General features: G+C 64.6%; 11 protein-coding genes and 1 pseudogene. 8 read left to right on the plus strand and 4 right to left on the minus strand.

Annotated elements, in window-relative coordinates; translation table 11 throughout:
- Window positions 1–13 precede the first annotated feature (13 nt).
- Both ACT3S6_RS15415 and ACT3S6_RS15420 read left to right on the plus strand, forming a co-directional pair.
- On the plus strand, window positions 14–364 hold the full coding sequence (locus ACT3S6_RS15415; RefSeq protein WP_444555691.1) for a hypothetical protein: 351 nt from the start codon (window positions 14–16) through the stop codon (window positions 362–364).
- Between the two features lie 138 nt (window positions 365–502).
- A complete protein-coding gene (locus tag ACT3S6_RS15420) occupies window positions 503–940 on the plus strand; it encodes an OsmC family peroxiredoxin (RefSeq protein ID WP_444555692.1) in 438 nt (145 codons plus the stop codon).
- Between the two features lie 81 nt (window positions 941–1,021).
- On the opposite strand, the gene ACT3S6_RS15425 is transcribed toward ACT3S6_RS15420, so the two are convergent.
- A complete protein-coding gene (locus tag ACT3S6_RS15425) occupies window positions 1,022–4,567 on the minus strand; it encodes a S41 family peptidase (protein ID WP_444555693.1) in 3,546 nt (1,181 codons plus the stop codon).
- Window positions 4,568–4,612: 45 nt separating this feature from the next.
- Window positions 4,613–6,325: a serine/threonine protein kinase gene (locus tag ACT3S6_RS15430; RefSeq protein WP_444555694.1), complete on the minus strand. Its 1,713-nt coding sequence runs from the start codon at window positions 6,323–6,325 to the stop codon at window positions 4,613–4,615.
- A gap of 103 nt (window positions 6,326–6,428) precedes the next feature.
- Between ACT3S6_RS15430 and lipB the strand changes: the two genes are divergently transcribed.
- From lipB to ACT3S6_RS15445, 3 genes are read left to right on the plus strand one after another with little or no spacing between them, the layout of a single operon-like run.
- Window positions 6,429–7,112 carry a lipoyl(octanoyl) transferase LipB gene (lipB, locus tag ACT3S6_RS15435; RefSeq protein ID WP_444555695.1) on the plus strand — a complete coding sequence of 228 codons (684 nt, stop codon included), beginning with the start codon at window positions 6,429–6,431 and terminating at the stop codon, window positions 7,110–7,112.
- Entirely contained in the window at window positions 7,109–8,116 is a 1,008-nt protein-coding gene (gene lipA, locus ACT3S6_RS15440; RefSeq protein ID WP_444555696.1) for a lipoyl synthase, read from the plus strand. Before lipB ends, lipA begins: the two co-directional genes overlap by 4 nt.
- A 28-nt stretch (window positions 8,117–8,144) precedes the next feature.
- A complete protein-coding gene (locus ACT3S6_RS15445; RefSeq protein WP_444555697.1) occupies window positions 8,145–8,906 on the plus strand; it encodes a DUF4191 domain-containing protein in 762 nt (253 codons plus the stop codon).
- 365 nt (window positions 8,907–9,271) lie between these two features.
- Here the strand turns inward: ACT3S6_RS15445 and ACT3S6_RS15450 are convergent.
- Window positions 9,272–10,841: pseudogene (locus tag ACT3S6_RS15450) on the minus strand (IS1182 family transposase).
- A 339-nt stretch (window positions 10,842–11,180) separates the two neighbouring features.
- On the opposite strand from ACT3S6_RS15450, the gene ACT3S6_RS15455 reads away from it, so the two are divergent.
- Both ACT3S6_RS15455 and ACT3S6_RS15460 read left to right on the plus strand, forming a co-directional pair.
- Window positions 11,181–11,423 (plus strand): hypothetical protein, encoded by a 243-nt coding sequence (locus tag ACT3S6_RS15455; RefSeq protein ID WP_444555698.1) that lies wholly within the window; start codon window positions 11,181–11,183, stop codon window positions 11,421–11,423.
- 27 nt (window positions 11,424–11,450) lie between these two features.
- Window positions 11,451–12,284, plus strand: a complete 834-nt coding sequence (locus ACT3S6_RS15460; RefSeq protein ID WP_444555699.1) for an IS110 family transposase — start codon at window positions 11,451–11,453, stop codon at window positions 12,282–12,284.
- Between the two features lie 150 nt (window positions 12,285–12,434).
- On the opposite strand, the gene ACT3S6_RS15465 is transcribed toward ACT3S6_RS15460, so the two are convergent.
- Complete coding sequence (locus ACT3S6_RS15465; protein ID WP_444555700.1) at window positions 12,435–12,926, minus strand: hypothetical protein; 492 nt, start codon at window positions 12,924–12,926, stop codon at window positions 12,435–12,437.
- A gap of 534 nt (window positions 12,927–13,460) precedes the next feature.
- Here ACT3S6_RS15465 and ACT3S6_RS15470 point away from each other — a divergent pair.
- Window positions 13,461–13,780, plus strand: a 320-nt coding sequence (locus ACT3S6_RS15470) for a hypothetical protein (RefSeq protein WP_444555701.1), incomplete at its 3' end; no start/stop codon positions are given.

A 13,780-nucleotide genomic window follows, 5' to 3' on the forward strand; every position in this document is an offset into this window, starting at 1 on the left:
CTAGACTGTCCCCATGAACTTCATCCTCACATTGCTCATCTTCGTGCACATTCTGGGCGCGGCCGCGATCTTCGGCGGTTGGCTCGCCTCCTTCAAGACCCCCACGGTCGGCCTCTGGCAGTGGATCGGGGCCATCACCCAGGTGGTGACCGGCATCCTGATGTTCGGCCTGCTGGAAATGGGGGACGGCGAACCGAACCGGATCAAGCTGGGCGTCAAGCTCATCATCGCCCTGGGCGTTCTCGTCGCGGCATGGATCGGTCGCAAGAAGGTCAAGAACCACGAAGTGGTGCCCACCGGCATCGCCCACGGCGTCGGCGGCCTGGCCTTGATCAACATCGCCATCGCGGTGCTCTGGGTCTAGGCAGTACCTCCAGGACCCCCGGTATACACCGGGGGTCCTTTGCTGTCCGGAGTCATGTTCTTGCCCCGATCGCCGGGAGACATAGGATGGAGATGGCGCCCGGAACCGGTCGCCCAGCTCAGATGTGGAGGAGTCACCATGGCTACAACCCGTACCGCCCGCACCGTTTGGAACGGCGATCTTTTCTCCGGAAGCGGTCAGACGTCTTTCGAGACGTCCGGTATCGGCACCTACGACATCACGTGGAAGGCCCGCTCCGACCAGTCCGAGGGCAAGACCAGCCCCGAGGAACTGATCGCGGCAGCGCACGCCTCCTGCTACTCGATGGCACTCGGCGGCGCGTTGAAGGACGCGGGCTTCACCGCTGATTCGATCGAGACCAGTGCCGAAGTTGATTTCGACACGACCAACGGTCCGCTGATCAGCGAGATCCGCCTGACCCTGAAGGCCACGGTCCCCGGCATCGACGAGGCCACCTTCAAGGAAGCAGCACAGGGCGCCAAGGAAGGCTGCCCCGTCTCCAAGGCCCTGGCCTCGGTGCCGAGCATCAAGCTCGACGCCACGCTGGTCTCCTAGCTTCCAGCCCGACCAACGACGAAGGGCGCCGGAACCAACCATGGTTCCGGCGCCCTTCGTCGTTGGTGCATCCCGGGGTGGTCAGTCCCCCGCGGCATCCTGCGGCCGGGCCGGCAGGGGGCCCGGTTCCCTGGAAGGGTACCCCTCACGTTCGGGCGCCCGGTGCGTCGGGATCTCATGGAGCATTTCCTTGAGCACCATGATCCCGTGCTCGAGTTGCGGATCGGTTCCGGCCAGATAGGCATGCGGAGGGAACGGCACCTCGATATCCGGATCAACACCCCGGTTCTCCACGCCCCAGCCCACGCCACCGGTGAACCAGGTGGCGTAGCGCGGCTGCGTGACGACCGTTCCGTCGGCCAGGTCGAATTCCCCGTCGATGCCGATGACCCCGCCCCAGGTGCGCACGCCGACCACGGGGCCGATGGCCCGCAGTTTGCTGACCTGCGTGATGATGTCCCCGTCGGAGCCGGCCCATTCGTCGGTGAGGATGACCACCGGCCCGCGGGGGGCACTATCCGGGTAGGTCCACGGTTCCTGTTCGCGGGCCACCGACCAGGCGGTCACCTTCCGTGCGATGACTTCGGCCACCAGTTGGGAGGTATGCCCGCCGCGGTTCCGACGTACGTCGATGAGCAACGCGTCCCGCGAGGCTTCCTGGTCGAGGTCCCGGAACAGTTGCGCCCACCCCAGCGGCATCATGTCGGGGATATGGAGATACCCGAACAGTCCCTGGGACGCCTCACGGACTTCCCGACGATTCCGTGAGACCCACTGGTGGTACCGCAGGCGCTCTTCGTTGCGGACCGGGACGACCCCGACCCGCCGGACCTCGCCGGGGGCCCGTGAGGACGCCCCGTCGCGGACGGTGAGTTCGATGGGCTTACCGCCGGTTCCCTGCAACAGGATCGCCGGTCCGGACTCGGGGATGTCGACCCCGTTGATCGCCAACAACTCGTCCCCCGCGCGCACCCCCACCCCGGGGGCGGCCAGGGGGGCATGGGCCTGCGGATCGGAGGACTCCCCCGCCAGCACGGTTTCCACGCGCCAGCGGCCATCGACCCGTGCCAGATCCGCGCCGAGGAGGCCTTGGCTCTCGGCACCTTGGATGGGTTCGGGGGTCACATAGGCATGGGACGTGCCCAGTTCCCCGTGCAGCTCCCAGAGCAGGTCCACGAGATCGTCGTGGCTGCCCAGGCGGTCAACCAGCGGACGATAGGTTTCGGCCACCGAATCCCAGTCCCGTCCGGCCATGTCCTCGACCCAGAAGAAGTCCCGCTGCAGCCGCCAGGCTTCGTCGAAGGCATGGGCCCAGACCTTCGAGGGATCCAGGGCCACCCGGATCCGGCCCAGATCGATGTCCTGGGTGTCCGCGGAGTCCGACTCGGCTGGTTTATCCGTCGCCACGGCCCGCACGGTGCCGTTGTGGACGGCGACCAGACGCTTGCGGTCTCCACTGACGAGGAACGCCTCCGCGGCTTCCAGAAGCGTGGTGAGTCGTTGGGTCTCATGATCGAAACGTTCCAGCCTCTGGGATTCGGCCTCGGCGTCGGGGGCCCGGCCATCGCCGGTGACGCCGGTCGAGACATCGGTCAACCACAACAGGCCCCCTTCGACGGCCACCAGGGACGTGTAGCGGCCCTGGGCGACGGGGACCGCGAAGAGGCGTGAGGGAAGTCCCGCACGAACCACGGTGGTCTCCGGTACGGCTGAAGCCGGGTCCTGGTCGCTGGATCCGGTGTCCTTCCCGGCCTCGTCCCAGGTGGCTTCGGTTCCGTAGACCCGTGGTCCATACAGCGACGGCGTCCGGTCGTCCAGCGCCAACAGGAACGGTTTCGTCGATGCCGGGAAGGACAGGTCGAATCCGTGCGTGTCATACAGCGGGTCGAAGCTGCGGTCGGAGAGGAAGGCCAGGTATTTTCCGTCCGGGGTGAACGACGGCGCATGGTCGCGGAATCGACCGTCCGTCGCCTCGATCGGTTCCGCGGACGGATCCTCGGTGGAGACCAGCAGCATGCGGCTGCGGGCCCCGAACGTGGCCACCGGCTCGGTGAAGGCCAACCACCGCCCGTCAGGGGAGAACGCGAGCCCTACGGCCGCTCCCTGACCGCCGGCACTGATCTGGTGCCACGTCGAGGTTTCCGGCTCCAGCAGGTAGGTCTGCCCGGCTTCGGTGGACACGGCGATCCAGCGGGCATCCGGCCCGGCCACGAGGCTGCGCACGCGGTGTCCGGCCGGCAGCTCGAAGCGTTTCGGGCCCGGCCCGGTGGCCGGGTCCTCCTTCGCAGGCGATTCGACGGATGAGTCATCCTCGGTGGCCGGGGCAGTCACGACATCGTGTTCCTTCCCTGCGGCCGCCACCGGGGCCGGCAGTCCGGCACTTCCCGCTGCGCTGACCGGTTGGGGAAGGTCCCCGCCGTCGTCATCCGCCTCTCCGGTCTCCCCGTTCGTCGGGGCCTGCCCCGCTCCCGAGCCGACACCGGCACCCCCGTCCTCAGGGGCTCCCCCGCTGCCCGCGTCGGCAGGGTAGCGCCGTTCGAAGGCGTCCAGCTCCTGGAGGTGGATCGCTTCCTCACCCTCCTCGTCGGCCACGTAGAGCACCCGGTCGGCCCCGACCAGGCTGCCTAGCCGCGCCCTGACCCCGGGGGTCGATTCGATCGTGCGGGCCGGGCCCCGACGGTGGGTCAGCAGATGCAGCGTTCCGTGGCTTTCGATGACACTGGCATTGCCGCGGTGATCGGGCGTGGCCCGCACCAGATGTGCCGCGACGTCCAGGGCCGTCGGCTGCCTGCCGTGCCCGGCCGATCCGAGGGTGATCTCCAGTTTCCGGGGGGCTGCGTCCAACCCGTCAAGCACCCAGAGCTCGCCGGCGGATTCGAAGACCAGACGTTCCCCGTCGGAGGACAGATGCCTGGCGTAGTAGCTCTCATGGTCCGTGTGGCGCCTCAGGTCACCACCGTCGGGGCTGACCGAGTAGATGTTGCCGTAGCCCTCATGGTCCGACAGGAAGGCAATCCGCTGGTCGATCCAGACCGGGTCGCACAGGTTTCCATCAACGTCCGGAATCAGGCGGTCAAATTCCCCGCCACCATCCCGATCGATCCAGAGCTTGCCTGCCGTCCCACCGCGATAGCGCTTCCACCAGGCGGGTTCCCGGCTCAGGGCGCTGCCCACCACCAACGGGCGTTCATCACCGACCGACGGCCCCCAGGCCAGTGAATCAACCGGCCCGTAATCCAGCCCCTCGCCCACCGACCCATCCAGTGGAACGGTTCGAGCCCAGGTCAGTCGTGAATCCGCCTGGTCCTTGGAAGTGACGGCCACGACCTGGCCGTCGGGGGTGTACCCACGGTTCTTCGTCGACGGGTGGCCCCAGTAGGTGAGTTGACGGTAGTCACCACCATCGACGGAGGCAGCCACGATCTCCTGACTGGCCCCGTTGCGGATGGTCCAGGTGAGCGTCTGCCCATCTGCGGAGAACCGGGGGTTTCGTGCCGGCAGACCCTGCGCTGAAAGGCGCCAGGCACGGCCGCCGGCCAGAGGGACGAGCCAGACATCATCCTCGGCGACAAAAGCCACGAGTTCGGCGGAGACGTGCGGGTATCGAAGGTAGCAACTCAAACTCATGAAGCGATCCTACCGATCGATACCGGTGGCGTCACCGCAGGGGAATCATCCGTGGTTCCCCGTACCCCTCGAAGCGTCCTCGACGGAGACGATCAGCCACCCACCGTGGACACGCTCCAGCGTCAAGATGATGTCCTGCACTTCGGGCCCGGGGGTGCTCTGGATCGTTGCCCCGTCGGCCCCTACCACCTGGTAGGAGCTCATGGTGCTGGTGGCCGCCACGGCCACCTGTTCCTCATCGGTCCCCGGGTTGATCCTGACATCGGATAAACGCGTCTTCAATCCGCGATAATGCAGCCCGCGGGACCGCAGTTGACTGGTCACCGCCAGATCCGGGCCCAGCGAGTCCCCTCCCCCTGCGTGGACTTGCCGCAAGGCATCAGCATCGGCTCCCGCCAAGGCAAGGTCCCTCCTCTCCGTCAGGGCCCGGGCCGCCTGGAGTGGATCCTCGGGAACCGGGGTGGAGAAGACCGACGCCTCGAGCACCTTCTCCGGTAGAACCCACGGCGGCTGCGTGGCGTCGCCCCCTTCGCTCGCCTCCGCATCCGTTCCGTCCTGTTCATGGGCCGGCCTCGAGACATCCGGGCCGGCCTCCGTCGCCGGGTGGGCCACCGGGGCGGGCTGGGGGCCCCAGCCGCCCCGGGTGGCAACCATGAGACCCGCGACGACCAGACAGAGCAGCACCCCAATCGCCGGGATCACGGCCCACCGCCGGCCCCGCCGAGCCCGGCCCCGGGCTCGATCGGGCTGGGGGTGGCGGTCGCCCCGTCCACGACGGGCGGGACGTCCGATTCCCCGCGGCCCCGCTGCCCCGCTGCCGGGGTGTCGCTTCCGGCCGCGCCCGAGGGTGGCCAGCCCACGGAACCACTCCCTCGGGCCGCGGCCCACCCTGCGCGTGGCCGGATCCGCAACGACATGGGTGACCATCTGTCCCAGGGCCTCGGGCCTCACGGCTTCTCGAAGGTTCACCGGCTCTGGTGTCGCGATCCGGAAGATCCGTCGCCCGAATTCCTCGGCTCCGGGCCGCTCTTCCTCGTCTTCGGCCAGCCCCGATTCAAGTAGTTCCACCAGCTCCGTCGGCACCCCTCCCAGCAGGCTGGACAATGGTGGTCGCTGATGGGTGGGCCCGGCGACCCGCCCCGTCACCATGTACCAGGCCAATGCCGCCAAGGAATATACGTCCCGGGCCGGTCGCAGCCGTCTGCCTCCGGATTCCTCGGGTTCGGAACTGGGAGCCCGGAAGCCGGGGGTTCCGGATTCGTCCTGCCGTCCACCCACCAGCACGGCCAACCCCAGATCACCAAGTTTCGGTTTCCCCGCCGCGGTGAACAGGACATTGCCCGGGGCGATGTCGCCATGAACGGCCCCATTCCCATGCAGGAACGCCACGGCTCCGGCCACGGGGGCAAGGACCGTCACCGTCTCGCCCAGCGTCAATGGTCCGCGGGCAGCGATCAGGTCCGCCACCGAGCCGCCCGGAAGGTACTCCATCAGGATGCCCTCGCCGTGATCGGTCGGGACCGCACCGATCAACTCCACGATGTGTTCATGACTCATCGAGGCCAGGGCCTGGACTTCCTTCGAGCAGCTGCCTTCTTCCCCACCGTCCTGGGCAGCGGCAACCTTCAGAGCGGCACGGACCCCCGTATGACGTTGCCTGACGACATATACGGTTCCGCTACTTCCTCGCCCGAGTTCGTGTTCAAGTGCCCAATCCTTCAACTCTGGTCGACGTCTCCACTCGTTCGGTGCACCCATCCTCCATTTCTATCGAATGTCGCGCTGACCTGCAGAAGTTATCCACAGCAACGGATTCGACCCCAATTCGAACCTGCCACCGACGGCGAGTAGCGTATGGCGCATGACCATCTCCTTCCAGCGGCTGGGCTTCGCCCCGGACTACGTTGATTACCAGGAGGCCTGGGACCTGCAACGCCGGATCCACGATGAAGTGGCTGCCCGGATGCATGGGCCAGAAGTCCTCCTACTCGAGCATGCCGCCGTCTATACGGCCGGCAAACGCACCGAACCCCAGGATCTGCCGGTTGATGGAACCCCCGTCATCTCCGTGGACCGCGGGGGCAAGATCACCTGGCATGGCCCCGGGCAGCTCGTGGGCTACCCCATCGTCGAACTGGCCAACCACTCCGGCATCCGCGACTACGTCCACCGGCTCGAGGAGATGCTGATCAACGTCGTCGCCGACTTCGGCATCACCGCACAGCGGGTCGATGGCCGGGCCGGAGTCTGGGTCCTGGGCACCGACGGCGCCCAGGACCGGAAGATCGCCGCCATCGGCATCCGTGTGGACCATGGAGTGACCATGCATGGTTTCGCGCTGAACTGCGATAACGACGACGACGCATTCTCGCGGATCATCCCCTGTGGCATCACCGATGCCTCCACGACAAGCATCACCGAAGAATGCGGCCGAACAGTCCGCACCCTGGACGTGCTCGACCGGGTCCAGGACGAACTGACCCGCCTACTCGAACCAGCCATCAAAACGAACACCCCCATCGCCGATGAAGGAGCCCTACTGTGAGCCTCGCCCCCGAAGGACGCCGCATGCTGCGCATTGAACAGCGCAACTCGGCAACCCCCGTGGAACGTAAGCCCGAGTGGATCAAAGCCAAGGTTGAAATCGGCCCTGAATATGTCGAGATGAAGAAGCTCGTCAAGGACAAGGGCCTGAACACGGTCTGCGAAGAGGCCGGCTGCCCGAACATCTTCGAATGCTGGGAGGACCGCGAAGCGACCTTCCTCATCGGCGGCTCCGAGTGCACCCGTCGCTGCGACTTCTGCCAGATCGACACCGGAAAGCCGGCCGCCCTGGACCGTTCCGAACCCTTCAAGGTCGCCCAGTCCGTGAAGCAGATGGGTCTGCGCTACGCGACCGTGACCGGGGTGGCCCGCGACGACCTCGAGGACGAGGGAACCTGGCTCTACGCCGAAACCGTCCGCCGGATCCACCAGTTCAACCCGGGCACCGGCGTCGAACTGTTGATCCCCGACTTCTCCGGCAAGAAGGAATACCTGGACGAGATCTGCGCGTCGGCCCCGGAGGTATATGCCCATAACGTCGAAACCGTCCCGCGGCTGTTCAAATCGATCCGTCCTGCTTTCCGCTACGAGCGCTCGCTGGACGTCATCCGCCGGGGGCACGACAACGGGATGATCACCAAGTCGAACTTCATTCTCGGCATGGGCGAAAACCCCGAAGAAGTCGTCGATGCCATGAAGGACCTGCACGAAGCCGGCTGCGATCTGCTGACCATCAACCAGTACCTCCGCCCGTCCGAACGGCACGCCCCCGTGGACCGTTGGGTAAAGCCCCAGGAATTCGTCGAACTACAGAAGCTCGCGGAGGAAATCGGCTATCTGGGCGTCATGGCCGGACCGCTGGTGCGCTCGTCCTACCGCGCCGGACGCCTCTGGGCGGGCGCCATGCGCAAGAAGGGTCTGCCCATTCCCGAGGACATGGCCCATATCGAGAGCTCCGGAACGACCAAGCAAGAGGCAGCCACTCTCCTCGCTGCCCAACAGTAACTCGCCGATCACGTAGAATTGGACCACTATGGCCAGAACTTCTAACTCCCCCGCAGACGACGGCGCCAAGCCCAAGCGTTCGTTGTTCTCCCGCAAGCCCAAGGCCGAGAAGGCCGCCAAGGAACCAGGTCGGCTGAAGCAGCTCGGCCAGGTCTTCCAGATGACCCGGCGTAATGACCCCAACGCCGTGTGGTGGATGGTCCTGGCATTCTTCGGCATCATCGCCGTTGGCCTGGTCATCGGACTGGTGATCAACAACTGGATCACCACACTGCTCGTCTCCATTCCGCTGGGCTTGCTGGCAGCATTGCTCATCCTCTCCCGTCGTGCCGAGAAGGCCGCCTTCAAGCAGCTTGAAGGCCGTCCGGGTGCCGCCGGCGCATCCATGTCCGTCTTGAAGCGTGGCTGGATCCTCACGGAACAACCCGTGGCGGTCAGTCCCAAGACCCAGGACCTCGTCTTCCGCGGCATCGGTCGCTGTGGGGTCGTGCTGGTCACCGAAGGGCCGACCCACCGGGTTCGCCCGCTAGTGGATGCCGAGCGCAAGCGAATGAACCGTGTCCTGCCGAACGTGCCGATCCACGTCATCAACGCGGGTTCGAACGATGGACAGACCGGTTTGGGCGATGTGTCCAAGAAGATGAAGAAGTTCCCCAAGACGCTCAATAAGCAGGAAGTCCATGCCGTGGACATGCGTCTGTCCACGTTGGGCAGCGCGAAACTTCCCATTCCCAAGGGCATCGACCCCAATAAGGCCCGCCCTGATCGCCGTTCAATGCGCGGGCGCTAAAGAACGACTACGCAAAAGTGCCGGTTTCCTCCACGAGGGAACCGGCATTCTTCATTTGAGGTGGGACCGCACGCCAGCGGTACCCACCCATCTCGTTGCCGATGGCGGCGACGCCAAAGGAGCGATCCCCGACGGCCGGCACCCGGTGTTCGGCTAGTAACAAGGCTGTGCACCAGGAGACTGCTGAACTAAGTGGAATTGGAGCGACCGTTTTGCGCGTATCGACGTGTGGGACGGCTGCTTGCATCATCCGGGGCGGGAATCTGGGAGCCCTTCCTGGTTCTCGGCACTGGCCGTGAGGTCCTGAAGGGCTCTTCAGGGGCCCCAGAGGCCGTTGTGGGAGCGGGCCCCGGGCCCGGACGGCCTCAGACGATGGTCCATCCGGTGTTTGCGCCGGTCACCCGAGTTTCAGGAGACGTTTCAGATTCACTGCCCCGGCCCGTAGCCTCCACCAGGCATCGTTCTTTGCCATGCCCCGATACCGTAGTCGCCGGTTCCCGCGAGTCATCCAGGCAATGGAACGCTCGACCATCGGCCGATGACGCCGGTAATCGGCAACGAACCCGGGACCCACCGCTTCGGCCCGGTGGGCCCGCATCAACTCGTGTTCGGGATGCCGATCGATCTTCCGTCCGCTTTCGGAGGTGGTGCACCGGTCCCGCAGCGGGCATCCCCGGCATCCGGCACCGAAGGTCGAGTAACCCCTTTGCCGAAATCGTTCGGGCGAGCCCGTTGGGGCAAGTGAGCGTGTTTGCAGCCGGGTCGTAGGTGAACTCGTCGATGGTGAACCCGTCGGCAATAGCCCGGTTCAAGGGCTTGGGCTTGATCAACGCCTGATGCCCTGAACCAGCCAGGGACTTCAGCATGGACGCCGAACCGTAGGCCGAATCGGCCAACACCTGCACCGGTGAGACCCCGATGCTGTGGTCTTCCCCGAGCAGGGCGGCGCCGGCGGCCGGGTCGGTGGAGTCCGGCCCGGTGGCCATGGTCAACTTCGCCGCAGTCACCAACCCGGTATCGGGCTCGATGATCAGATGGCCCTTATAACCATCACGGCGTTCCTGTCGGGTCTTGTGCGCGTGGCGGGCCTGGGTGTCCACGGTGGAGATCAGCCGGTCCGGTGCGACCTTCCGGGCGATCCGCCACCTCCCGTCCGTGCCGTCGGGTCCCTCGGCCGGTTCCACGTCCTGCCCGGAGACCAACGCGAGCAAACCGTATGCTTCGGCGGCCTTCGAGTCCACTTCGAGGGTGTCGGGGGCCACTGCTGCGAGCAGGGCGATCGCGTCGTTGACCAGCGCCGATACCAGTTCTTGTTTGGCATACTGGTCATCCTAGGCAATATCTGGTTTGCCGGTGCGCTGGTAGTCGCAGCCACGCGTGTGGGCGGCGACGAGGTCCTGGCCGGCGGGGATATCGGGGCCGTAGCGGCGGATTGAAGCGATCAGTTGGGTGATGGTGTCTTGCCGGGCGACGGCATCGTCGAGGACCGTGGAGTCCAGGGCGCGGCGGCGTTTACCGGCCAGGATGCCGGTAGCAGTGACTGCTTCGCCGATCGCGTCCATGATCCGGTGCGGGTTCGGCGAGGCGGCCAGGCGCTTGCGCCAGTACGTCAGTGTCGAGGGATGGAACGCGGTTCCGGTCAGCTCGGAACCGCAGGCCGCTTTCCATCGCGGGTCAGACGTCAACGCCTCGGCCGTTTCGCGGTCAGAGAGCCCGTGAAGGGCCTGCAAGACCATGACCGAGCCGATCACCGGTGCCGGGGATCGAGGGCCGACCACGCTTGGAGATGAAAAGGTCCTCCATCATTGAATCCGGGAACAGCTCCTGCCGGTTTCCGGCGAGGAACGCGAAGGCGCTTCCCGGGGCCAATAGTTCCCCGGCCAACGCCTCCACGTCCAGATACTGCCGCTGTGAATCCTGTTTCCCTGCATGTATCCAGTCTTAACGACCGGCAGCGCAAGTCCAGCAGGCCCGCCTTAAACCCTCGAAATCGTTCAGCAGTCTCCTAGGCCGGGGACGCCCCATCTGCCCCGTCCAAGGTTCGGGGGAAAGGACATCTTGGAAAGACCGGCCTTGTATCTGATCACGGCTTCCCTGGGCGGAACTGCTGGTGGTCTCGGGCTAGACAATATGCAGTGAGCGTCGCGGTGGCGTCGTAGGACTGGAACCCCGAGTTCAAAGCTAGGCGTGGATTGCCAGCCCTGCGGTCTTTCCCGTTCAGCCGGACGGGTGTGGACTGGTAGAGCCACATTTGAACGTCTGGAGGTTCCAGTCATGAATCAGCGTACCTACGTCGGTCTGGATGTCCATGCCCGCTCCATCCTGGGCTGCGCAATCGTTCAACGCACCGGCGAGATCAAACGCCAACGCCTGGCCGGAAACAACACCGGAGTCGTGGACTGGATCAAAGGCCTGAGCCCTCCGGTCCGCGTCGTCTACGAGGCAGGCCCCACCGGCTTCGGTCTCGCCCGTGCCTTGGAGACGCCAGGGTTTACCTGCGTGGTCGCCGCCCCCTAGAAACTCCGACATCCGGCCGGGGATCGGGTGAAGACCGATGCCCGGGATGCGGAGCATCTGGCACGGTTGAACCTGCTGGACCAGTTCACCGCGGTCGCGGTCCCCGACTCCGCGCGGGAAGCTGCCCGGGTTCTGGTCCGTGCTCGTGAGGACGTCCGTTCCGATTTGATGCGGCCCAGGCACCGACTCTCCAAGCTATTGCTGCGCCACGGGATCGTTTATTCCGGAGGCACTACGTGGACGAACGGGCACCATACGTGGCTGCACCAGCAGCACTTCGAGGATCCTTCCCTGCAGGCTGCTTACGTCACCTGCCTGGAGACGGTGGCAATGACCTTTGATCGAAGGAACCGCCTCGATGTCCGGATCGCGGCCCTGGCTGAGACTGAGCCCTACGCCGAAGTCGTTCACGCTTTGATGTGTTTGCGTGGAATCAGCGTACTGACCGCGTTCGGGTTAGCCGTCGAGGTCGGGGACTGGAACCGGTTCACCGGCAAGACCATCGGCGCCTACCTAGGCTTGGTGCCATCGGAGCATTCCTCAGGGGCATCGCGTTCCTTGGGGTCGATCACCAAGACCGGGAACACCCTCGCCCGTCGGCTGCTGGTCGAGGCGGCCTGGAACCACCGGCGAAATTACCAGCCCACCAGGGAGATGCAGGCACGTTGGGAAAAAGCCGACGAGGCTTCCCTTGTTCGTGGGCATCAGGGTAATCACCGGCTGCGTCGCCAGTGGGAGAAGTTCGAGGCCCGCAAGAAGCGCCGGGTGATCGCCAACGTGGCCGTCGCCCGGGAACTGGCAGGTTGGTGCTGGTCCCTGTCAGCACCAGTGCAACGGGAGCACCCATGGCCAGCTGAATAGGGAAGCGTTCCGTCGCCTACCGGTGATCATCCGGCCTGGCAGCGTGGAGGAAATCCGCGATACACCTATGGGCCACCGGCGCTTGTCGGTGATGCCCGATATTGCTAGACCAGCGGTCATCCTCCAGCCGAACACCTTGTCCTGCGGTAATCAATCCGCGTATATCAGTCTGACAGCGCCGTCGTAGAAGACGCGCCAGCCCAGGACCACCACCAGACGACGGGAACGAAAAGAGCGGTCCACGACAACCAGCCGCGGACCGCTCACCTCTGCCCCTTGACAACTCGTAGCTACATATCGGTGGTCGACTTCCAAGGCGGTCTCGCCGAGGGCCCGGCCCAGGTTGGCCGCGGATAGGCAGCAGAACCCGATCTCGTAATGCTGCCAGCCTGCGACCCATGCGATGAACGTGGACCAGTGGCCGCTGCGACTGGTGAACATGTCGCGATGTTCCCTCATGAGGGACACGTGGTTGTCCCACATGTCCGCCGGGATCCCACGGACTTCGCTACGTGCCCGTTCGAGGAGGTAGGGGGTGGACTTCCAGGTTCGGCAACTGCGTAGCCAGGGGAAGAGGGCCTTGCAGCCGGGGTGTTCGTTTTGGTGGTTCGACTGCTGTGGCGTTGCGCTGTGCTGTTCCATGCCTTTAGGGGGTGCGGACGCTTCACCGTGTCCCGCCGCACCCCCTGTTCCGGCATCACCATTTCGTCGTCTGGACATTATTCTCTCAGGACACCGCCGATACCACTTAACGGCCCGCAGGAGGGTGTGCGACAGGCCTATGTACTTTATAAATTAATTAGTTATAATTCATTCTGTGACTAGCATGAACCACAGCGTCGTGGCTCCTACCGCTGTTAGTTGCCTGATGTAGGGGGAAACAATGTCGAACACGAAAGTCGAAATACGCATCACAAAGATTCACTGTGGCAACACCGAGGATGTTACCGGCCCCGATGAATTGTATTTCACGAGCATGTTAACCGATGGCTCTGCGGAAAAACTCAGGCCGAAGTCGTCGGGATAATCTCGATCAAAGACAACCAACACAAGTACCCAAACGCGCTGATCTATAGCGACATTCTCGCTAATGACCGGTCCATTCGCGGCGGAGTTGTAGCCTTCGACGAAGATAGCAGCAAGGACTGGGCGAACAAGCCGAAATGGATCGAGAAATTGAAAGATGGTGTAATCAAAGGCCTGAAGGCTTCAGGACACCCCGTGGCTGTCAGCGGGGGCGAGATCTTGGATTGGGGATATAAGATCGCCGACGCAATCATCAAGGCTGATAAAGACGACAAGCTTGGCGAAAAAGAGCTGGAAGTGTCTGCGTCCGGGCCCGAAACGGAAAAGATCACGTGGCATTTCTCGAAAAAGGGAGACTGGTTCGGATACTCGAGCTGGAACTACACGGTCGATTTCGAAATAGTCCGAACCCCGGTTTCAACGGCGGACGAGACGTCGAATACGCTCTACCAGCGGCACGACAGCGGATT

Origin of the sequence: Arthrobacter sp. AOP36-C1-22 (assembly GCF_052377515.1) — a bacterium.
Classification (GTDB): domain Bacteria; phylum Actinomycetota; class Actinomycetes; order Actinomycetales; family Micrococcaceae; genus Arthrobacter_H.